17 protein-coding genes, 1 tRNA gene and 1 other RNA gene are annotated in these 21,197 nt (G+C 46.2%); 17 read left to right on the top strand and 2 right to left on the bottom strand.

The window, feature by feature from the left end; genetic code table 11:
• Nucleotides 1-171 precede the first annotated feature (171 nt).
• The 7 genes from QF049_RS22550 (at nt 172) to QF049_RS22520 (ending at nt 6,936) form a co-directional block, all read left to right on the top strand.
• On the top strand, nt 172-1,122 hold the full coding sequence (locus QF049_RS22550) for an ROK family glucokinase (protein WP_062837749.1): 951 nt from the start codon (nt 172-174) through the stop codon (nt 1,120-1,122).
• A gap of 51 nt (nt 1,123-1,173) precedes the next feature.
• The gene (gene rapZ / locus QF049_RS22545) at nt 1,174-2,073 is read left to right on the top strand and encodes an RNase adapter RapZ (protein ID WP_017691251.1); all 900 of its coding nucleotides are present in this window, start codon (nt 1,174-1,176) and stop codon (nt 2,071-2,073) included.
• Between the two features lie 13 nt (nt 2,074-2,086).
• Entirely contained in the window at nt 2,087-3,073 is a 987-nt protein-coding gene (locus tag QF049_RS22540) for a gluconeogenesis factor YvcK family protein (protein WP_017691250.1), read from the top strand.
• A gap of 6 nt (nt 3,074-3,079) precedes the next feature.
• Nucleotides 3,080-4,018 (top strand): DNA-binding protein WhiA, encoded by a 939-nt coding sequence (whiA, locus tag QF049_RS22535; protein ID WP_076216883.1) that lies wholly within the window; start codon nt 3,080-3,082, stop codon nt 4,016-4,018.
• 254 nt (nt 4,019-4,272) lie between these two features.
• A complete protein-coding gene (locus QF049_RS22530; protein WP_017691248.1) occupies nt 4,273-4,542 on the top strand; it encodes an HPr family phosphocarrier protein in 270 nt (89 codons plus the stop codon).
• A 156-nt stretch (nt 4,543-4,698) separates the two neighbouring features.
• Nucleotides 4,699-5,451, top strand: a complete 753-nt coding sequence (locus QF049_RS22525; protein ID WP_307540746.1) for an SIMPL domain-containing protein — start codon at nt 4,699-4,701, stop codon at nt 5,449-5,451.
• A 387-nt stretch (nt 5,452-5,838) separates the two neighbouring features.
• Entirely contained in the window at nt 5,839-6,936 is a 1,098-nt protein-coding gene (locus QF049_RS22520) for a stalk domain-containing protein (protein ID WP_307540744.1), read from the top strand.
• 166 nt (nt 6,937-7,102) lie between these two features.
• Here QF049_RS22520 and clpP read toward each other — a convergent pair whose 3' ends face one another.
• Together clpP and QF049_RS22510 are read right to left on the bottom strand one after the other, a co-directional pair.
• Nucleotides 7,103-7,699, bottom strand: coding sequence for an ATP-dependent Clp endopeptidase proteolytic subunit ClpP (clpP, locus tag QF049_RS22515; protein ID WP_017691245.1), 597 nt, complete (start codon nt 7,697-7,699; stop codon nt 7,103-7,105).
• 176 nt (nt 7,700-7,875) lie between these two features.
• Nucleotides 7,876-7,950 (bottom strand) — tRNA-Arg (locus QF049_RS22510).
• Nucleotides 7,951-8,376: 426 nt separating this feature from the next.
• On the opposite strand from QF049_RS22510, the gene QF049_RS22505 reads away from it, so the two are divergent.
• The 10 genes from QF049_RS22505 to ssrA all read left to right on the top strand — a co-directional run bounded on the left by QF049_RS22505 (nt 8,377) and on the right by ssrA (nt 21,195).
• On the top strand, nt 8,377-9,402 hold the full coding sequence (locus QF049_RS22505) for a sugar-binding transcriptional regulator (protein ID WP_307540742.1): 1,026 nt from the start codon (nt 8,377-8,379) through the stop codon (nt 9,400-9,402).
• A 107-nt stretch (nt 9,403-9,509) separates the two neighbouring features.
• Nucleotides 9,510-10,517, top strand: coding sequence for a type I glyceraldehyde-3-phosphate dehydrogenase (gene gap, locus QF049_RS22500; protein WP_017691243.1), 1,008 nt, complete (start codon nt 9,510-9,512; stop codon nt 10,515-10,517).
• A gap of 151 nt (nt 10,518-10,668) precedes the next feature.
• The gene (locus QF049_RS22495) at nt 10,669-11,850 is read left to right on the top strand and encodes a phosphoglycerate kinase (RefSeq protein ID WP_307540739.1); all 1,182 of its coding nucleotides are present in this window, start codon (nt 10,669-10,671) and stop codon (nt 11,848-11,850) included.
• 36 nt (nt 11,851-11,886) lie between these two features.
• Complete coding sequence (gene tpiA / locus QF049_RS22490; RefSeq protein ID WP_036616221.1) at nt 11,887-12,639, top strand: triose-phosphate isomerase; 753 nt, start codon at nt 11,887-11,889, stop codon at nt 12,637-12,639.
• Nucleotide 12,640: 1 nt separating this feature from the next.
• Nucleotides 12,641-14,185, top strand: coding sequence for a 2,3-bisphosphoglycerate-independent phosphoglycerate mutase (gpmI, locus tag QF049_RS22485; RefSeq protein ID WP_062837742.1), 1,545 nt, complete (start codon nt 12,641-12,643; stop codon nt 14,183-14,185).
• A 242-nt stretch (nt 14,186-14,427) separates the two neighbouring features.
• Nucleotides 14,428-15,714 carry a phosphopyruvate hydratase gene (gene eno, locus QF049_RS22480; RefSeq protein ID WP_062837741.1) on the top strand — a complete coding sequence of 429 codons (1,287 nt, stop codon included), beginning with the start codon at nt 14,428-14,430 and terminating at the stop codon, nt 15,712-15,714.
• A gap of 212 nt (nt 15,715-15,926) precedes the next feature.
• Nucleotides 15,927-16,160, top strand: coding sequence for a preprotein translocase subunit SecG (gene secG, locus QF049_RS22475; protein WP_062837740.1), 234 nt, complete (start codon nt 15,927-15,929; stop codon nt 16,158-16,160).
• Nucleotides 16,161-16,713: 553 nt separating this feature from the next.
• Complete coding sequence (gene rnr, locus QF049_RS22470) at nt 16,714-19,500, top strand: ribonuclease R (RefSeq protein ID WP_307540736.1); 2,787 nt, start codon at nt 16,714-16,716, stop codon at nt 19,498-19,500.
• A 260-nt stretch (nt 19,501-19,760) separates the two neighbouring features.
• Nucleotides 19,761-20,243, top strand: coding sequence for an SsrA-binding protein SmpB (gene smpB, locus QF049_RS22465; protein WP_076254288.1), 483 nt, complete (start codon nt 19,761-19,763; stop codon nt 20,241-20,243).
• A gap of 589 nt (nt 20,244-20,832) precedes the next feature.
• Nucleotides 20,833-21,195: a transfer-messenger RNA gene (gene ssrA, locus QF049_RS22460) on the top strand.
• Nucleotides 21,196-21,197: the final 2 nt, after the last annotated feature.

Below are 21,197 nucleotides of genomic sequence, written 5' to 3'. Positions count from 1 at the left end.
ATGAAGGTAATAAGATTGTATACGTATTCAAAAATGCTATGTGATGTAGTTCACAACCCTGGTGAAACATGATGTATGCAAGGTCTTATCGTCTTGACCCAGGCGTATCCTTCAATTATAGTTGGTACGTAGGACTTAAACTATTTTAGATAGATAAAGGTGGCTTGCAGCATGTCTGAGAAAATCTACGTTGGGGTCGATCTCGGCGGAACAGCAATCAAGGTCGGTATATGCGATGAACAAGGTCAGCTAATGCATACGTATGAAGGACCGACTGAAGTGGATAAGGGCGTAGACACGGTCATCGCCAACATCGAGAAGTATGTCCGACATATCGTAGCCGAATCACCTTACAGTTGGGAACAGCTTGAGGGTGTAGGTGCTGGAGTGGCCGGTTTCACGAATGTACGCGAGGGAATTATCGTTCATGCCCCTAACATCGGATTTCGGAATGTGGCCATTCGTTCGATTCTGGAAGAACGTCTGGGCAAGCCAATCAAAATAGATAACGATGCAAACGTGGCTGCACTGGGTGAAGTATGGGCAGGTGCCGGCAAAGGCGTAGACAACTGCGTATGTTATACACTCGGTACTGGCGTTGGCGGAGGCTTGATCTTGAATGGGAACATCTATCAGGGCTTCTCTGGTATGGCGGGAGAGCTGGGTCATATCAGTGTTGTACCTGATCTGGAGGCCATCAAGTGCGGCTGTGGTAAAATGGGATGTGTAGAAACTGTATCGTCTGCAACGGGTATTATCCGTATGGCGAAGGACGCCGTAGAACGTGGTGATCATACGTCACTGGCTCTCGTCGACAAGATTGCAGCCAAAGAAGTATTTGATGCTGCCAAGGCAGGCGATGAAGTGGCACAGCGCATTGTAAACCGTGCGGCCTTTTACCTGGGCAAGTCCATGGCTACTGTAGCGGCTGTCATTAACCCGGAGATGTTCATCATTGGTGGCGGTGTATCCAAAGCCGGCAATTTCTTGTTCGATGAAATCCGTACCGTATTTGCTAAGCTGACACCAGAACCACTGCAAGAAGGGGTTCAGATTCTGGAAGCTACACTTGGTAATAATGCAGGTATTGTGGGTGCAGCAGGTCTTCTCTTGCGTTCCTAGTGACCTCGTAACAATATATGAAGACAGCAATATGATAAGGAGGGGACATTTATGCTTGAAGGTGAAGGCTCACCAGGCACAGGCGCCACGCTCATTATCATTACGGGCATGTCCGGAGCAGGTAAAACCATTGCAGTACAAAGCCTGGAGGATCTGGGTTTCTTCTGTGTGGATAATCTGCCGCCGGTATTGATTCCAAAATTTGCGGAACTAATTGAACAGTCAAACGGCAAGATTGGTAAGGTTGCATTGGTTATCGATCTGCGCGGGCGTGAATTCTTTACGGCTCTGTCAGAGTCTTTAAACTATATTAAAGATCATTTTACCATTCATTGCGAAATTTTATTCCTGGATGCTACAGATTCTGTCCTTGTTCAGCGTTACAAAGAAAGCAGGCGCAGACATCCACTGGCTCCTGAGGGCATGCCGCTGGACGGCATCCGACTGGAACGCAAGATGTTGGAGGAACTCAAAAACTCTGCGACTCAGGTACTGAATACTAGTACAATGAAGCCTGCTCAACTGAAAGAACGCATCATATCCCGTTTTTCTCATCTGGAGAGCCAAATGCTGTCGGTGAATATTACGTCGTTTGGATTCAAATATGGCATTCCGATTGATGCTGATCTGGTGTTTGATGTACGTTTTTTACCGAATCCGCATTATATTGATCATTTGCGACCGAATACGGGACAGAATAGTGATGTGTACGAATATGTTATGAAGTGGCCAGAGACACAGGCGTTTCTGACCAAGCTGCTGGATATGCTGCATTTTCTGATTCCGCAATACCGGAAGGAAGGCAAAAGCCAGGTTATTATAGGAATCGGCTGTACCGGAGGCAAGCATCGTTCGGTAGCAATATCGGAATATTTGGGCAAGATGTTGGGAAGCAGCGAGACAGAAGCTGTCACCGTGAGCCATCGCGACGCTGACCGGGACCGTCATTGAAGAGGGTGAAGGGATGAAAGAGGCCGGACCACGAAGAGAACGTCCGAGAATAGTTGTAATGGGCGGCGGAACCGGATTATCCGTGATGTTACGCGGTTTGAAAGAAAAGCCGCTGGATATCACGGCCATCGTCACAGTTGCAGATGACGGTGGAAGTTCAGGCATCCTGCGCAATGAGCTACAGATGCCGCCTCCGGGCGACATTCGCAACGTGCTTACGGCACTGGCTGATGTAGAACCATTGCTTTCAGATATGTTGAAGTACCGTTTCAATACAGGCGCGGGGCTTGCAGGCCACAGCTTGGGAAATTTGATTTTGGCTGCAATGACGGATATTTCGGGCGACTTTGTGACCGCAGTGCGGGAGCTTAGCCGCGTGTTTGCCGTTCGAGGTGAGGTATTGCCAGCAGCCGGGCAGGCCGTTGTGTTGCATGCGGAGATGGAAGATGGGACAATTATTACAGGTGAGTCCAAAATCCCTGAGGCGGGTGGACGCATCAAACGTGTTTTCCTTGAACCGGATCACGTGGAGCCGTTGCCAGAGGCAGTAGAGGCCATTCGTCAAGCTGACGCCATTCTGATCGGGCCAGGCAGCCTCTATACAAGCATCCTTCCCAATCTGCTCGTACCTAAGCTTGCAGAAGCTGTGGTAGAGGCTGATGCGGTGAAGATGTTTATCTGTAATGTGATGACACAGCCTGGAGAAACAGATAACTATACGGTAAGTGACCACCTTAAGGCGGTACACGAGCATATAGGTCATCAGCTCTTCGACTATGTTATCGTAAATAATGGTGATATTCCGCTGCAAGTGCAGAATAAGTATGCGGAAAAAGGAGCAAAACCGGTTGTACTGGATATGAATGTACTCGAAAGTGCTGGCTATCAGGTTGTTGCAGATACCCTTGTTCTGTTCAAGACTTATCTGCGTCATGATGCCGACAAGTTAAGTCATCACATCTACCAACTGGTACAAAATTGGATGTTACGGAAGAGGTGAAGTCCCATGTCGTTTGCAGCACAGACCAAAAAAGAGTTAACCATGATCGAGAGCGAACCGTGCTGCGAAAAGGCGGAACTTTCAGCCCTCATCCGTATGCTTGGTGCAGTGCAGTTATCGAATAAAAAAGTGATCTTGGATATTTCGACGGAGAATGCCGCCATTGCAAGACGGGCATACTCTCTGCTTAAAAAGCATTTTCAAGTGCATACGGAATTACTGGTCCGCAAAAAAATGCGGCTGAAAAAGAACAATGTATATATTGTTCGTATTCCAACCATGGTACAGGAGATTCTCAATAGTCTTCACATTGTATCGGAAGGTTTTCTGTTTACGCCAGGAATTAATACGGAGTTATTTCAGCAGAACTGTTGTAAACGGGCCTATCTTCGCGGTGCATTTCTGGCCGGTGGATCGGTTAATAATCCGGAAGGTTCCTCGTACCATCTGGAGATTGCGTCCATGTATGAAGAACACTGTCAGGCACTGGTTGACCTGGCCAATGAATTTCATCTGAATGCCCGGTGTATAGAACGGAAAAAAGGATTCATCCTATACATTAAGGAAGGCGAGAAAATCATTGAGCTGCTCAGCATCATTGGTGCTCATCAGGCCTTGTTCAAGTTTGAAGATGTAAGGATTATGCGAGACATGCGCAACTCCGTTAACCGGATTGTCAATTGTGAGACTGCCAACCTGAATAAAACCATTGGCGCTGCGGTAAGACAAATCGATAATATCCGGTTGTTACAAAAGGAAGTTGGTCTGGAATCGCTGCCTGAGAAACTTCGCGAGGTGGCTGAGGTTCGACTGGCTCATCCAGATATCAATCTGAAGGAAGTGGGCGAACTCCTTAAAGGTACAGTCAGCAAGTCAGGAGTGAACCATCGGCTTCGTAAAATTGATGAGTTGGCTGAGAAAGTGCGCGCAGAACGTTATGGATAAGTTGGCATAGGGTAAAGTAACAAGGTCGGCTGTTTCTGCTGAACAGAAAGGTCGGGAAAGTCAATCGTTAAGGATCTAGAAGACTTACTTAGGTCATTGGATGTGCTGTTCAAAAGATGAAATAGGGCAAGATAACGTCCGTCAAAGCACCCTGAGTTTTTTCTTCTAGTGTCCTGCACGGGTTAATGGTATAATGTTGTATAAATATAATTGTGTATTTAATGTCCAGATTTCATAAAAGGGGGTAAGTTTCCATGACAAAGCACCCGGTAGTTGTCCGTTTGAAAACGGGTCTCCATGCCAGACCTGCGGCACTGTTCGTTCAAGAAGCGAATAAGTACTCGTCTGAAGTGTTCGTCGAGAAGGACGACAAAAAAGTTAATGCAAAAAGTATCATGGGGATCATGAGCCTTGCAATTAGCACAGGTACGGAAATCCAGATTAGTGCAGAAGGCGCGGATGCCGAACAGGCTGTAAACGCTTTAGTTAGTCTGGTAAGCAAGGAAGAGCTCGAAAACCAATAAGATATGATCAATCCAATGAAGAAGTCCCGAAAGGGGCTTTTTTGCGTTTTTCACGTTTATGCTATCGTCAAGTGCAACATTATGGAATTTGTCCCGTCTGTTAAGGTATCAAATCGATTAAAGTTTGAGATGTTAACACATAAGGAGGCTATCGTGATGGGTAAACTATGGATGAAACCGTTTGGTGCGGTGTTGGTGGCAAGTACGTTGCTTGTTGGAGGAACAGCATGGGTTGCACCAGGCAACTATGCTTACGCTGCAGAGGTTCAGGGAGTACAACAGAATGTGATTAATGTTGTGGGTAAAGGTGAGATTCAGGTGAAGCCTGATATCGCTTATCTGTCCATTGGTGTGAACAGTACTGCAGAGACAGCTGCATCTGCTCAAAAAGCGAATGCTGCCAAAGTTCAAAAAGTATCCAATTTGCTGAAGAACACGTGGAAGATCAGTGCAGACGACATTCAAACGAGTCAGTTCTCTGTACAACCCAACTATACGTATAGCGAAAAAGACGGACAGCAAATTAAAGGATATACAGCGCATCATACGCTGACTGTCACATATCGTGAGATGGACAAGATCGGCGAGTTGCTCGATGCTGCTTCGGGGGCAGGTGCCAACAATATTGAAAACGTGCGCTTTACTGTAGAAAATCCGGAAAGTTATGAGTCCCAAGTGATTGAGAAGGCTGTTGCCAATGCAGATGTGAAAGCTGGCGCCATTGCAAAAGCAGTTAAACGTCAACTGGGTGCTGTTCTTTCCGTAAGCCAAGGTGATGCCAATGTGCCTGTGTTCTATGCAAGTGAGGCGTTGATGTCCAAAGCACAAGATACAGCAGGTGGCACTGAGATTGAAACAGGCCAGGTTAAAGTAAGCACAATCCTGAATATCACGTATGAAATGAAATAAACAAGATTGAACTAAGGGTTGTAAGCTCAAGTAACCTTTTCAAGTGTCATTTGAAGGGTACAACGAAATAATGACAAAGACTTTGTCCTGTGGACAGAGTCTTTTTTTGTTGGAAAAGCAAACTTTGATGAAGTTAGATAGGAGGGTACCTTTTGAAGCAACATGGAATGCTGTATATTGGTATCTTTTTTGTATAGTTGTTCGTGACAAAAAGGTCATATCCCCATATATTTTCGGTCTGATATTCATCAACATTGTAACTCGAGCTGTAAACCTTTCCGAAATCGGGTTAATTATAATAGAGAGGTGAGCGTATGAGATATGCGATCAGGTCAGGATTACATACGCAATGATCCCTAATTGTGAATTCAGAGAGGAGTTTTATATATGACATCATGGAAAAAATGGACAAGTGCTTTGCTTGCAGCAGGAATTATTGTAGGTAGCGGTTCGGTGTGGCAGGACAGTTCGGTTCAGGCGGCATCGGTATCCTCGAAAGTGACAACCCCGGCTGAGGTAACTCTGAAATCGGGTGGAAAAACACTCACTCAAAAAGGAGTTCTCCAAGGTGGCTCAACTTGGGTATCTCTTACGGCAGTTAAAGATGTGGCAGGTGGAACGCTGAAATATGATGCGAAAACCAAAGAGTACGCTTTGACAGCAGCCAATAACACGATGACGATCAGCCTATTGGATGGCGAGCCGAGTGTTCGAATTAACAACTATTATCCTCAAGTGGACGCAAAGCTGATCAACGGCAGATTGTATATTCCATTCTCAGCAATGAGAGATTATTTGGGTGTACAGGGGAATTGGGATGGCAAAACCAAAACGTTGACACTCAGCAAGGTGAAACAAAATAACGTTAAAATTAAAGCGGCAACAGTTAATGTCACTGTAAAAAATGCTGAAGTAGATGTTCAATATCCGCAAGTGAGTGGACTTGCCAGCAAAGAAGCTGAAGCGGCAATCAACAAAGTGCTCAAAGACGAAGTGGATGCTTATGTAGCTGACTTCAAAAAACAGACATCTGAATTCGGCAATGCAACAGCCAACCGTCCATATGCATTTGAGAGCTCCTATGTAGTGACGTACAACGAAAAAGGCGTGCTGGGACTCATTACACAACGATACGAAGATTATGCTGGCGCTCATGGTATGACAACCCGTACGGGCCACACCTTTGCACTGGACACAGGCAAGGAGCTTACGTTAGATGATGTGCTGCAAAATAACAAAACCATGCGTGAGACGTTGAGTAAAAAAGTGGGTGAACAACTGAAAGCCCGCGGCGGATACCTCGATGGTTATAAAGGGTTGAATAAAGATCAAGATTTCTATGTGACACCAACGGGTGTGGTCGTGTTCTTCCAGTTGTATGAGTATACGGCGTACGCAGAGGGATTCCCTGAAATGCCATTTACGTATAAAGAGCTTCTCCCTAAAGGCACAGAACCTTTCAGTAATGTAACGGGAACCAAATAAAGAATCATTATTATGCACTCTTAAGTTATCTTTCTTATAAAATGAAAAAAGAAGCCCTCATCATGATTATGATGAGGGCTTCTTCCCGTATAGACAACACAATGAGGTGTTGCTGATTACGTTAGGTGTTGATATATTAACGCGTAGCCCGTGGTCTACATAACACTTAGATGCCTTGGGAACCTACGTTTTCAATAACTTTATCAATGATACCGTAATCGGCAGCTTCAGCAGCGCTCATGAAGTAGTCACGATCTGTATCTTTCTCAATCCGCTCCAGCGGTTGACCTGAACGCTCAGAGATGATGCGGTTCAAGGTATCACGCATTTTCAGGATGCGGCGAGCACGAATTTCGATGTCAGAAGCTTGACCTTGAGCACCACCAAGTGGTTGGTGAATCATGATCTCACTGTTAGGCAACGCAAAACGTTTACCTTTTGCACCGGCATTCAACAAGAATGCACCCATGGAAGCGGCCATACCTACACAGATGGTAGATACATCCGGTTTGATGAATTGCATTGTATCGTAAATCGCCATACCGGCTGTAATTGATCCGCCTGGGCTGTTGATGTATAAGTGAATGTCTTTCTCCGGATCTTCCGCAGCCAGGAACAACATCTGTGCCATAATGGCATTAGCCACTACGTCATTAACATCGCTACCAAGGAAAATAATACGATCCTTCAGCAATCTGGAGTAGATGTCGTAGGCGCGCTCACCCCGGTTGCTCTGTTCAACGACCATTGGAATAAAACTCACGTGAAAAACCTCCTTGGAATGTAAATGTTATTGGTGCTTATACTTAAACTGTTACCGTATTACCCACATAATAAACAATTCCAAACAAAAAGTCAAAGAAAGTCAAACTAACTTGCAAAAAAAAGAAACCTTTCCGGTTTCATTGGTTAAATGGGTTATGAGCTGTTAAATAAAAATGGCGCGCCCGCCAAGAATCGAACTTGGATCTCAGGCTTCGGAGGCCTACGTCATATCCATTGGACCACGGGCGCACATTATGTGACAGCAATAATGATTATAGCTCATGAAATATTTAATTGCAAGCAGTTCGTTGGGTTATTGGTTTGGATTAACCTAAAAATGATCATGATGAAGAAGAGTGGATAAAGAGTGCATTTAAGTAAATGCTATTAGAGGTTTTGGACATGCCGTATGAAATGTGATTCTGGGCGATATGTAGATTAAATTCATTTGTTTCTTCTATATATGGTATGCGTGAGGTAGTCCTTGATCATGGAAGTCTAGGATTGTGAAAATAGGCGCGTACAAACGCTGAATGCGTGTCGAAATAACACGTTGAAACACTTGCATGTCACGTCAGTTTTAGGTAGAATAGACGTGGGACTTAAAAAGTTAACCCGGGACGTTTTAGGGCCACGAAAGAGAGCTTAGAACGAGAACTTGCGGGAGTGGAAAGCATGCGAACGATTTTAGAAGTACAAAAGCAGCTTCTGCCTGATCTCATGGATATCTTGAAAAAGAGGTATACGATTCTGCAACAGATCATGTTATCGGATGTGATCGGACGGAGAACGTTAGCTAATTCCATGCAGATGACCGAGCGGGTTCTGAGGGCTGAGACCGATCTGTTAAAGGCTCAGGGACTTATTGAAATTGACAGTGCAGGAATGAAGATCAGCGAGGCAGGGTATGATTTGCTGCAGCAGTTAGAGCCCGTAGCCAAAGAGTTGTTCGGATTATCCGAGCTGGAAGAGCGTATCAAGCAAGCCTACGGTCTGCAAAAGGTAGTTGTGGTTCCTGGTGATTCGGACGTTTCTCCATTTGCCAAAAGGGAACTGGGCAGAGCCGGAGCGAAGGCTCTCGGCAATATCATGAGTGACAACGACGTTGTCGCCGTTACTGGCGGATCAACAACGGCCGAAGTCGCAGAGCAACTGACTCCGCCAACATCGCTCAAAGGTGTCTGGTTCGTACCGGCACGCGGTGGACTTGGAGAAAGCCTTGAAATTCAGGCGAATACGATTGCATCTACAATGGCAAAACGGGTAGGAGCGCAATACAAACTCCTGCATGTACCGGATTTGCTTAGTGATCATGCCTATGAATCATTAATCCAGGACCCCAGTGTTCAGGAGATTCTGCAGCTGATTCGGAAATCGCGGATTGTTATTCATGGAATTGGTGATGCCGTAGAGATGGCGACAAGACGTAAACTTGCGACGGAGATCATAGATGAACTTCAGGAGCAAGGAGCCGTATCTGAATCTTTCGGTTATTACTTTAATGATCAGGGTAAGGTGGTACATACCATGCTTACACTGGGTATGCGACTTCAGGATATTGAACGAACCGATGTTGTGATTGGAATTGCAGGTGGCAAAAGCAAAGCTGCTGCTATACATTCCGTGTTACGATTTGGACAGGAAGATATTCTGATTATTGATGAGGCAGCTGCCGAAGTCATCGTTGCTGAAATGGGATAAGGGTTTACTTTACATCACAACTATTGTTGTCTTGACGGACTTCACCGTCTGTCTTGAATATATAAGTTTCATAAAAAAATTAATCAAAACTTGGGAGGAACTTACTCATGATTAAAGTAGGTATTAACGGTTTTGGACGTATTGGACGCTTGGCATTCCGCCGTATTCAAAATGTAGCAGGCATCGAGGTAGTAGCAATCAACGACTTGACTGATGCTAAAATGCTCGCTCATTTGCTCAAATATGATACAACTCAAGGTCGCTTCGATGGCGATGTTGAAGTACACGATGGCTTCTTCAAAGTGAACGGCAAAGAAGTTAAAGTATTGGCTAACCGTAACCCGGAAGAACTTCCTTGGGGCGACCTGGGCGTAGATATCGTTCTGGAATGTACTGGTTTCTTCACAACTAAAGAAGCAGCTGAGAAACACTTGAAAGGTGGAGCTAAGAAAGTTGTTATCTCCGCACCAGCTACTGGCGACATGAAAACCATCGTTTACAACGTAAACCATGAAATCCTCGACGGTACTGAAACTGTAATCTCCGGCGCATCTTGCACAACAAACTGCCTGGCACCTATGGCAAAAACACTGCAAGACAAATTCGGAATCGTTCAAGGTTTGATGACTACAATTCACGCTTACACTGGCGACCAAAACACGTTGGATGCTCCACACCCTAAAGGTGACTTCCGTCGTGCTCGCGCAGCAGCTGAAAACATCATCCCTAACACAACTGGTGCTGCTAAAGCAATCGGTCTGGTAATCCCAGAACTGCAAGGCATCCTTGATGGTGCAGCTCAACGTGTACCAGTAGCTACTGGTTCCCTGACTGAGCTCGTAACTGTTCTGAACAAAAAAGTAACTGCTGAAGAAGTTAACGCAGCTATGCAAGAAGCTTCCGATCCAGAAACTTTCGGATACACAGAGGACGAAATCGTATCTTCCGATATCCAAGGAATCACTTTCGGTTCCCTGTTTGATGCAACTCAAACTAAAGTTCTGACTGTTGGCGACCAACAATTGGTTAAAACTGTAGCTTGGTATGACAATGAAATGTCCTACACTGCACAATTGGTTCGCACTTTGGAGCACTTTGCAAAAATGATTAAGTAATATCTGCAATAACATAGAGCGGAAACAGATGCTATATTGTTTCCGCTCTTTATATATCTACATTTTGCAAATTTCTCAAAAACACCAGGATTGACGAGGGATTTTAGCTCTTGATTGGTCCACCAAATACATGGGTGCGGAGGAAATACAGATGAACAAAAAAAGTGTACGCGATATCGAATTGACAGGAAAACGGGCTTTTGTCCGTGTAGATTTCAATGTGCCGCTCGAAGATGGTAAAATTACAGATGACAAACGTATTCGTGCGACGCTTCCTACAATCAACTTCTTGATTGAAAAAGGCGCTAAAGTCATTTTGGCAAGCCACATGGGTCGTCCTAACGGCGAAGTGGTTGAATCCTTGCGTTTGACTCCAGCAGCTGAGCGTTTGTCTGAATTGCTTGGTAAAACAGTTGTTAAAGCTGACGATTCTGTTGGTGACGCTGTTAAAGCTCAAATCGCTGAACTGAACAATGGCGACGTATTGTTGCTTGAAAACGTTCGTTTCCACGCAGGCGAAGAGAAAAACGATCCGGAACTGGCAAAACAATTTGCTGAACTGGCTGACGTTTTCGTTAACGATGCGTTTGGCGCGGCTCACAGAGCACACGCTTCGACTGAAGGAATCGCTCACTTGCTTCCAGCAGTGTCCGGTTTGTTGATGGAGAAAGAACTTGAAGTGTTGGGTAAAGCAATCTCCAACCCTGAGCGTCCTTTCACAGCTATCATTGGTGGATCCAAAGTTAAGGACAAAATCGATGTAATCGACAACCTGCTGAACATTGCAGACAACGTGATCATCGGTGGCGGTCTGACTTACACGTTCTTGAAAGCACAAGGACATGAAATTGGACAATCCTTGTTGGATGATTCCAAACTTGATGTTGCTCTCGGTTTCATCGAAAAAGCGAAAAAACTGGGCAAAAACTTCTACCTGCCGGTAGATATCGTAGTGTCTGACGATTTCAGTGCGAAAGCAAACACACAAATCGTTGACATCGACGGCATCCCAGCAGATTGGGAAGGCATCGACATCGGTCCTAAAACACGTGAGATCTATGCTGGCGTAATCAAAAACTCCAAATTGGTTGTGTGGAACGGACCAATGGGCGTATTTGAAATCGAGCCATTCTCCCAGGGTACTCGTGCAGTAGCGGAAGCTTGCGCTGAGACAGAAGCTTACACTGTAATTGGTGGCGGTGACTCCGCAGCAGCAGCTGAGAAGTTCAAATTGGCTGACAAGATGAACCACATCTCTACAGGTGGCGGTGCATCGCTCGAGTTCATGGAAGGTAAAGTACTTCCAGGCGTAGTGGCGTTGAACGACAAGTAAGTTTTAGTAGTCTATAGCATGAAGGAGTTGAAACCCATGAGAACACCGATTATCGCAGGTAACTGGAAAATGTTCAAAACGGTTTCCGAATCCAATGACTTCATTCAGGAAGTTAAAGGAAAAGCGGAAGTTGAAGGCGTGGAGACTGTAATCTGCGCACCGTTTACAAATCTGCCATCCCTGGTAGAAGCCGTTAAAGGCACAAACATCAAAATTGGTGCACAAAATCTTCACTTTGAAGATAACGGTGCATTTACAGGTGAAATCAGCGGCGTGATGCTGAAAGACCTGGGTGTGGATTATGTCATTATTGGTCACTCGGAGCGCCGTCAATATTTTGCGGAAACCGATGAGACTGTCAATAAAAAGTTGCATGCAGCATTCCGTCACGGATTGACTCCAATCTTTTGCCTTGGTGAGACGCTTGAAGAGCGTGAAGCGAACCAAACAAAAGACGTGTGCAAAGTGCAAACAGTAGCTGCTTTTGCAGGTCTGTCTGCAGAGCAAGCGGCACAAGTTGTTATCGCTTATGAGCCAATCTGGGCGATTGGTACAGGCAAATCCTCGACTTCCCAAGATGCGAATGAAGTTATTGCTTACATCCGTACGCTGGTGAAGGATCTGTATAACGAGACGGTTGCGAATGCAGTTCGTATTCAATACGGCGGCAGTGTTAAACCAGAGAACGTAACAGAATACCTCGGACAAAGCGACATCGACGGCGCACTTGTTGGCGGTGCCAGCTTGCAGCCGGCTTCGTTCATCGCGCTTGTTGAGGGGGCGAAGTAAGATGACAGCTCCAAAACCTGTAGCACTGATCATCATGGATGGCTTTGGTCTGCGTAACACGGTGGAAGGCAACGCGGTAGCGCAAGCCAAGAAACCGAACTACGACCGTTTCATGAGCCAATTCCCACATACAACACTCACTGCTTGCGGTGAAGCTGTAGGTTTGCCAGAAGGGCAAATGGGGAATTCCGAGGTAGGTCACCTGAACATTGGTGCCGGCCGGATCGTATACCAGGATTTGACCCGTATCTCCAAATCCATTCGTGACGGCGAGTTCTACGACAATGAAACACTTGTCAAAGCTGTTCGCGAAGCGAAACAAAGCGGCAAAAAGCTTCATCTCTACGGTTTGTTGTCCGATGGCGGCGTACATAGTCACATCGACCACCTGTTTGCTATGCTGGATCTGGCCAAAAAAGAAGAAATGAACGATGTATATATTCATGCCTTCATGGATGGCCGTGATGTTATGCCAGACAGTGGTAAAGACTTCATGCAGAAGCTGATCGCTAAGATTGAAGAAGTCGGAGTAGGTAAAATCGCAACGGTTCAAGGTCGCTATTACGCGATGGACCGTGACAAACGTTGGGAACGGGTTGAGAAATCATACCGCGCGATCGTTTATGGAGATGGACCAAAATACACCGACCCACTCAAAGCGGTTGAAGAATCGTATGAGAAGTCCGTATTTGATGAATTCGTTGAACCAACGGTTATCGTCAAAGCGGATGGTGAGCCGGTAGGTTTGGTAGAGAGCGGCGATTCCGTTATCTTCCTCAACTTCCGTCCTGACCGTGCGATCCAGTTGTCGCAAGTATTCACAAACCAGGATTTCCGCGGTTTCGATCGTGGTCCGAAGTTCCCTGTGGGCTTGCACTTTGTATGCTTGACTTTGTTCAGCGAGACGGTTGAAGGTTATGTGGCTTATTCGCCGAAGAACCTCGACAACACCCTGGGTGAAGTTCTGGTACAGAACAATAAAAAACAACTGCGTATTGCAGAAACTGAGAAATACCCGCACGTTACTTTCTTCTTCAGCGGCGGTCGTGATGTGGAGCTTCCGGGCGAAACTCGTGTACTGATCAACTCACCAAAAGTTGCAACGTATGATCTGCAACCAGAGATGAGCGCGTATGAAGTAGCTGACGCATGTGTTCGCGAGATCGAAGCAGACAAACATGACGCCATTATTCTGAACTTCGCTAACCCTGACATGGTTGGACACTCCGGTATGCTGGAGCCTACTATTAAAGCGGTTGAGGTAACAGATGAGTGCATGGGCCGTGTTGTGGATGCAGTACTTGCCAAAGGCGGCGTTGTACTGATCACTGCGGATCATGGTAACGCGGATATGGTGTTTGATGAGCAAGGACGTCCGTTCACAGCTCATACAACGAACCCGGTTCCATTCATCGTTACGGATGCAAATGTAACCCTGCGTGAAGGCGGAATCCTGGCAGATATCGCGCCAACGATCCTTGACCTGATGCAATTGCCTAAACCGGAAGAAATGACAGGAACATCTGTCATCGCTACCCGCAAATAAGTTACGCAACAACATATATGAAATTGGGAAGTTTGGAGTTTACCCCTGAACGAAGGAAGCAGAAATTGTCTGAAGAAGAGTTAGCGTTCGCCTTTATCACATGATTCCAACTTATGAAAATAAGTTCAAAGGAATCAGGGGATAACAGCGATCAGAGGACAATTCTGCTAACGTAGTGGAAAAGGGAAAACACAAGTGGTCCTAATTTATAATAAATTTAAATTTAAAGGAGATTATCACAAATGACTATTATTTCTGACGTGTACGCTCGCGAAGTCCTCGACTCCCGCGGTAACCCTACAGTTGAAGTTGAAGTATACCTGGAGTCCGGCGCAATCGGACGCGCAATCGTTCCATCTGGTGCATCCACTGGTGCCCACGAAGCAGTTGAGCTTCGCGATGGCGACAAATCCCGTTACCTCGGTAAAGGCGTTCTGCAAGCTGTTAAAAACGTAAACGAAACAATCGCTCCAGAAGTTATCGGTATGGATGCATTGGATCAACTGGGTATCGACAAATTGATGATTACTTTGGATGGTACGCCAAACAAAGGTAAACTGGGTGCTAACGCAATCTTGGCTGTATCCATGGCAGTAGCTCGCGCAGCTGCTGACGCTCTGGACCTGCCATTGTACGTTTACCTGGGCGGATTCAACGCTAAAGCATTGCCAGTTCCAATGATGAACATCATCAACGGTGGTGAGCATGCTGACAACAACATCGACGTTCAAGAGTTCATGGTTCTTCCAGTTGGAGCACCAAGCTTCAAAGAAGCTCTTCGCGTAGGCGCAGAAATCTTCCACAACCTGAAGTCCGTATTGAGCTCCAAAGGCTTGAACACAGCTGTAGGTGACGAAGGTGGTTTCGCACCGAACCTTGGTTCAAACGAAGAAGCAATCACTACAATCATCGAAGCAATTGAAAAAGCTGGTTACAAACCAGGTGTTGACGTATTCCTGGGTATGGACGTAGCTTCCACTGAGTTCTATAAAGATGGTAAATACACATTGGCTGGTGAAGGTAAATCTTACACTTCCGCTGAGTATGTTGACCTCTTGGCTTCATGGGTTGAGAAATACCCAATCATCACAATCGAAGACGGTATGTCCGAAGATGACTGGGATGGTTGGAAATTGCTCACTGAGAAATTGGGAGACAAAGTACAACTCGTTGGTGATGACCTGTTCGTAACAAACACTGAGCGTCTGGGCAGAGGTATCGACGAAGGTATCGGTAACTCCATCCTGATCAAAGTTAACCAAATCGGTACATTGACTGAAACATTTGATGCAATCGAAATGGCTAAACGCGCAGGATACACAGCTGTAATCTCCCACCGTTCCGGTGAGTCCGAAGACAGCACAATCGCTGACATCGCTGTTGCAACTAACGCTGGTCAAATCAAAACGGGTGCTCCTTCCCGTACAGACCGTATCGCGAAGTACAACCAATTGCTCCGCATTGAGGATCAACTGGGTGAACTGGCTCAATACAATGGTCTTAAAGGATTCTACAACCTTAAAAAATAAGCTGGATATCCAGCTTTTACGGGCAAGCCGGGTAACCGGCTTGTCTTTTTTATTGAAACGGAGTAATGGTATAACGCAAGGATCAAGCAGATGGTGAAATTTAGGGCATTGTATAAACTGTACTACTTGTAGTACAACCATAGCTATGTTACAATTAAAGTAACTGTTTTTATGGTGAGATGTTATGCCCACATGGGTAGGAGGTGGAAAGAATGGATATTGCTTTGAAATTGCTGCTCGTTGTCTTCTCGATCGGTCTAATCACTGTAGTATTGCTGCAGCACGGGAAAAGCGCTGGTTTGGCGGGTGCCATCTCCGGTGGTGCGGAACATCTTTTCGGTAAAACGAAAGCGCGCGGATTGGATCTCTTCCTGCAACGTGCAACGGTGGTACTGGGTGCAGGATTTATGATTTTGTCTATTATTGTTACGGTGGTTTCCAAGTAAGGCTTGGGACTGCTTTGCAAAGAATAGCTTAAGCCAATGGCTTAATTGATAAACCTTCGTTTCGTGGAGAAACGGGGGTTTTTTAATAAATTCTTACACGTCCAAACTTTTCCAATGATTAATAGACTCCATGATTTTGGTCTTCTTCTCAACTTCTGTTCAGAATTCCTTCCTTAGCGTGAAACACCCCTATCATGTATGGTATGTCCATCGCTTATTCGTTACGCGAATTCACTCCTTATAATGAATGTCATGTGTACAGAAAATTTTTCGGGTCTAGTCCTTTTCCAGATGCGTACTGTATATGTGCCGCATAAAATGTCTGTAGAGATATGTGAAAGCGTGATTATAGCGGAGCGTCAGGCCACTGTGGTTTTTTTGCGAGGTACGGATGGTCCGGATTGAATTCGTGTATACTAGGGTATGAGATAGTATGGTTGCACTACTACACTCTACACGACAATGGCAATATGTATCATGAAAATGGTAAGAATTCCGATACATAAAGAGATGACTTGATTACACTTTTATGTTTCCCGAGGTGAATATATTAATGATAACAGAACAAGAATTGCTCGACTTCATGCGGGAAACCGCTTATAAACCCATGACTTATCAGGAGTTGGAACAGCACTTCGCGATCGAAGATGCAGCTGATTTCAAAGCCTTTTTGATTATGCTGAATACGCTGGAGGAATCCGGTAAAGTTTTGCTGACCCGTAACAATCGCTATGGAATGCCAGAGCGTATGGACTTGGTACGTGGACGTTTACAGGCTCATGCCAAAGGGTTCGCTTTCCTAATTCCTGAGGATCGGGAGCACCCGGATGTGTACATTCACGCCAATGATATGAAGAGTGCGATGAATGGTGACACGGTATTGGTTAAAGTCACGTCTCAAGGACCTTCTGGTGGTCGCCTTGAAGGTGAGATCGTTCGCATTGTTACTCGCGCTGTGACACAAGTCGTTGGTGTGTTCCAAAGCCATGAAGTGTACGGTTTCGTTATTCCGGATGACAAACGGATTAATCGCGATATTTTCATCCCGCGCACTAACTTTGCAGGGGCTGTTGATGGACAGAAGGTCGTAGCAAAGATCGTCAGCTACCCAGAGGGTCGTGCTGCAGCTGAGGGTGAAGTGATCGAGATTCTCGGTCATAAGGATGAGCCGGGTATTGATATTTTGTCCGTTATCCGCAAGCATCAGCTGCCTGAAGCTTTCCCGGATGAAGTCGTAGAAGAGGCGGAGAAGGCACCGGACTCCATCACGGATGAAGAGATTGTACAACAGGGTCGCCGTGATCTGCGCGGACTTAACATTGTCACGATTGATGGTGAAGATGCCAAGGATCTGGATGATGCTGTAAATGTAGAGAAACTGCCTAACGGTAATTACCGTCTGGGCGTTCATATTGCCGATGTCGGCTATTATGTACAGGAGAATTCCAAGCTTGATCAGGAAGCCTACAACCGTGGATGCAGTGTGTATCTGGTAGACCGGGTTATTCCTATGCTGCCACAACGTCTATCCAACGGGATCTGTAGTTTGAACCCGCAGGTAGACCGCTTGACCTTGTCTTGTGAAATGGAGTTTAACGACCAGATGAAGGTTGTGAAACATGACATTTTCACGAGTGTAATCAAAACCAAAGAGCGGATGACGTATTCCAACGTCCGTAAAATCCTTGAAGGCGAAGAGCCGGAATTGCTCGAGCGTTATAAGGATCTGGTAGATGATTTCCATCTGATGAAAGAGATTGCATTGAAGCTGCGTGCTATGCGTATGCGCCGTGGTGCAGTTGACTTTGATTTTGAAGAATCCAAAATCATTGTGGACGCAGAATGCAAACCGGTGGATATCGTAAAACGGGAGCGTTCGATTGCAGAGCAAATCATTGAAGAGTTCATGTTGGCAGCAAACGAGACAGTGGCAGAGCATTTCCACTGGTTGAAGGTTCCGTTCATCTATCGTGTGCATGAAGACCCGGATCAGGAAAAACTGCAAAATTTCCTCGCCTTTGCGGCGAATTTTGGACACCAGGTCAAAGGACGGGGCAATGCAATTCATCCACGGGCACTTCAATCGTTGCTTGAAGATATCAACGGAACGAAAGAACAGACCGTTATCAGTACGATGATGCTGCGTTCCATGAAACAGGCGAAGTATGATTCTGAAATGTCAGGTCACTTTGGCCTCGCGGCAGAATTCTATAGTCACTTCACGTCTCCAATTCGTCGTTATCCCGATCTCGTCATTCACCGGGTGATTCGCGAAGTCATTGAAAATAATGGTGCTTTGCCGGAGAACCGTCAGGAGTATTTGGCGGCACGCATGTCTGATATTGCACAGCAGTCTTCTGAACGTGAACGTGTGGCTGTAGAAGCTGAGCGGGATACGGAGAAAATGAAGAAAGCCGAGTACATGCTCGATAAAGTAGGCGAAGAGTTCGAAGGCATGATCAGTAGTGTGACCAGCTTTGGTATGTTCATTGAACTGGAGAACACGGTTGAAGGTCTGATTCGTCTGAGTGCGCTCACGGACGACTATTACCATTTTGACGATCAGCATATGGCTCTGATTGGTGAACGTACCTCGAAAGTCTTCCGCATCGGTGATGAAGTGAAGATCCGTGTGGCACGTGTAAGCATGGAAGAGTATACGATTGATTTTGAAATGGTAGATATGAAACCTCGCGCTGAACGTCCTGGCGGCTTTAGTGGCGGAAGTGGCGGTAAAGGTGGACGTCCAGGTAGCGGCGGCGGACGCGGCGGTGCCAAGGGTGGACCAGGTGGTTTCAGCGGTTCGCGTGGCGGTAAAGGCAGCTCAGCTAGCGCTGGAGCCAACCGTGGTGGCAGATCTACGGAAGAGAGCAGCAAAGGTGGACGCGGTCGCAGTGGAGCAGCGAGTGCAGGCGCAGGCTCATCCGGTGGCTACACAGGTAAAGGCGGCGGCAAACCGAAAGGTGAGCGTCGTGCTGGTGAAGCTGGTGCATCGACTGGCCGGGGCAAAGGCGCTGTAAGCTTTGGTTTTGGCTCAGGTAAAGGTGGTTATGGCTCTACATCGGGTGGACTGGATAGTGGTTCAACCGGTGGACAAGGAAGTGGCCTGAACGGCGGTAGCGGTCGCGGTGAAGGCAGCTTCAAGTCCGGCAAGGGCGGCGGTAAAGGTGGCAAAGGCGGAAGTGGACGTAAAAATACTTCGCCAAGCGGCGTATTTATCGGAGAAGCTGCAACACCTGGTGGTGCTCAGGAAGGCGGAGCACCACGACGCAAGCGGAAGAAGAGCAAAGGTGCAGCTGGTAACGGCACGGCAGCTTTTGTACGAAAAAAGAAAAAATAAAGCTAACGTAACTTGAAGAGATGGATTACAATTCGTTCCTCCAGGTTAAGCGTTGGAGAAAATAGTCACTTCAGCCGGTGTGTTGTTTCGCACAGTCTGGAAGTGGTGTAATGAGGAGGGGCGGCAGAGGTCGCCCCTTTCTTGATTTTAACAGCCGTACTTGCTACAATTAAGGTCTGGCACGTGGTACCTTGGTGCAACATTGGGTGCGCTGCTATAGAGCATGGTTCCGGCTTATTTTACGGAGAAGGAGTGAGGACATGGGCAAGAATGATGGACAGAGTAAAGTGCTCGCACAGAATAAAAAGGCTTCCCATGACTACTTCATTGAAGATACGTATGAAGCGGGCATGGTGCTTACCGGAACGGAGATCAAATCTCTTCGTAACGGCCGTGCGAATATTGGTGATGCATTTGCCACGATTCGAAACGGTGAGATTCATATTCACAATATGCATATTAGTCCTTTTGAACAAGGGAACCGAAATAATCCGCTCGATCCAACACGTACGCGCAAGTTGTTGATGCATAAAGTGCAGATTCACAAGTTGCTTGGGCTGTCGAAACAGGATGGGTACAGCATTGTTCCGCTGAAAATTTATATCCGCAACGGTTACGCCAAGCTTTTGCTCGGACTGGGTAAAGGTAAGAAACAGTTTGATAAACGAGAGACTGCAGCCAAGCGGGATGCACAACGTGATATTCAACGGGTACTGCGCGAGAAGCAGAAGGTTGCACGATAAGTGGAACGCTGGGCGCGAAAGCTTTACTTTAGGTGTATAAGTTAGTTTTCGTGATGAAGCTAGGAAGATTGATGTATGAGTTAAGGAGTCTCAAGGTTTGTCCTGCAATGGGCAAGATTGAGGCTTTTTTATTTTTAGTGGAAAGGGATGTGATGTGAGTTGCTGAAGTGTATTGTGTGGTGATTTCCTTTGATATGTGTTGAATTGAATTCGGTAGGAGCATGGAGCTTGGCGCGTTGATGAATCTAAATTTTTAGCCTTTGCGTAGTTTGCCTCAATCGTGGGTAAGATATTTAGGTGCCGTTGTTCGTGATCTGATCTGGGTAAACTTTACTTCCGATTGGTGACGCGGTATAATATGTAGACGATTGAGCCTGTTGTATTTGGATAACTTTGTACACATGCTCAGCATACTGGGATGTCTTCCAGCAATCTGTACTATTTCGGTGATGTGTCCTGTGTTATGATTACTCATGTAGCAGACAGGAATGCCGAGTTTGAAAGAAGCATCTTTTTACCTTGGAGGAAAAAGATGTGCAGCACCTTTGCTCCGTATTCACGGATTAATCCTGGAGCCCTTCTTCATTGAGGGGGCGTTTATGGATTCGACGGGGATAGTTCGAGCATAGGTAGCGGGTAGTGGGGACGCGTCCGCTTCATCAACGCTAAAGCCTATTAAACGGCAAACAACAAACAAACTACGCTTTCGCAGCCTAAGAAACTGTGTGCGTGCTTCTACCCTGCATCGCCCATGTGACAGGGATAGGGGCTAACTAGTAGTGGGATACGCTGTCACATCTCCGCCTGGGGTGTGCTGAAGAAGAAAATCAGGCTGACCCAACGTATAGCCGGTTACGGGGCGATACTCGGGTGACATCAAAACTGTGACTACACCCGTAGAAGCTTATGTGTCGTTATCTTCGGACAGGGGTTCGACTCCCCTCGCCTCCAAGA

The sequence above is a fragment of the Paenibacillus sp. W4I10 genome (assembly GCF_030816325.1).
Lineage (GTDB): Bacteria > Bacillota > Bacilli > Paenibacillales > Paenibacillaceae > Paenibacillus > Paenibacillus amylolyticus_B.
The sequence above is the reverse complement of the archived record's forward strand: the minus strand, read 5'-3'. Positions and strand labels throughout refer to the sequence as shown.

What these genes read in the sequence shown, in the direction of transcription:
- QF049_RS22550 (WP_062837749.1), top strand. Translation starts at nt 172, where the DNA reads ATGTCTGAGAAAATCTACGTTGGGGTCGATCTCGGCGGAACAGCAATC.
- rapZ (WP_017691251.1), top strand. Translation starts at nt 1,174, where the DNA reads ATGCTTGAAGGTGAAGGCTCACCAGGCACAGGCGCCACGCTCATTATC.
- QF049_RS22540 (WP_017691250.1), top strand. Translation starts at nt 2,087, where the DNA reads ATGAAAGAGGCCGGACCACGAAGAGAACGTCCGAGAATAGTTGTAATG.
- whiA (WP_076216883.1), top strand. Translation starts at nt 3,080, where the DNA reads ATGTCGTTTGCAGCACAGACCAAAAAAGAGTTAACCATGATCGAGAGC.
- QF049_RS22530 (WP_017691248.1), top strand. Translation starts at nt 4,273, where the DNA reads ATGACAAAGCACCCGGTAGTTGTCCGTTTGAAAACGGGTCTCCATGCC.
- QF049_RS22525 (WP_307540746.1), top strand. Translation starts at nt 4,699, where the DNA reads ATGGGTAAACTATGGATGAAACCGTTTGGTGCGGTGTTGGTGGCAAGT.
- QF049_RS22520 (WP_307540744.1), top strand. Translation starts at nt 5,839, where the DNA reads ATGACATCATGGAAAAAATGGACAAGTGCTTTGCTTGCAGCAGGAATT.
- QF049_RS22505 (WP_307540742.1), top strand. Translation starts at nt 8,377, where the DNA reads ATGCGAACGATTTTAGAAGTACAAAAGCAGCTTCTGCCTGATCTCATG.
- gap (WP_017691243.1), top strand. Translation starts at nt 9,510, where the DNA reads ATGATTAAAGTAGGTATTAACGGTTTTGGACGTATTGGACGCTTGGCA.
- QF049_RS22495 (WP_307540739.1), top strand. Translation starts at nt 10,669, where the DNA reads ATGAACAAAAAAAGTGTACGCGATATCGAATTGACAGGAAAACGGGCT.
- tpiA (WP_036616221.1), top strand. Translation starts at nt 11,887, where the DNA reads ATGAGAACACCGATTATCGCAGGTAACTGGAAAATGTTCAAAACGGTT.
- gpmI (WP_062837742.1), top strand. Translation starts at nt 12,641, where the DNA reads ATGACAGCTCCAAAACCTGTAGCACTGATCATCATGGATGGCTTTGGT.
- eno (WP_062837741.1), top strand. Translation starts at nt 14,428, where the DNA reads ATGACTATTATTTCTGACGTGTACGCTCGCGAAGTCCTCGACTCCCGC.
- secG (WP_062837740.1), top strand. Translation starts at nt 15,927, where the DNA reads ATGGATATTGCTTTGAAATTGCTGCTCGTTGTCTTCTCGATCGGTCTA.
- rnr (WP_307540736.1), top strand. Translation starts at nt 16,714, where the DNA reads ATGATAACAGAACAAGAATTGCTCGACTTCATGCGGGAAACCGCTTAT.
- smpB (WP_076254288.1), top strand. Translation starts at nt 19,761, where the DNA reads ATGGGCAAGAATGATGGACAGAGTAAAGTGCTCGCACAGAATAAAAAG.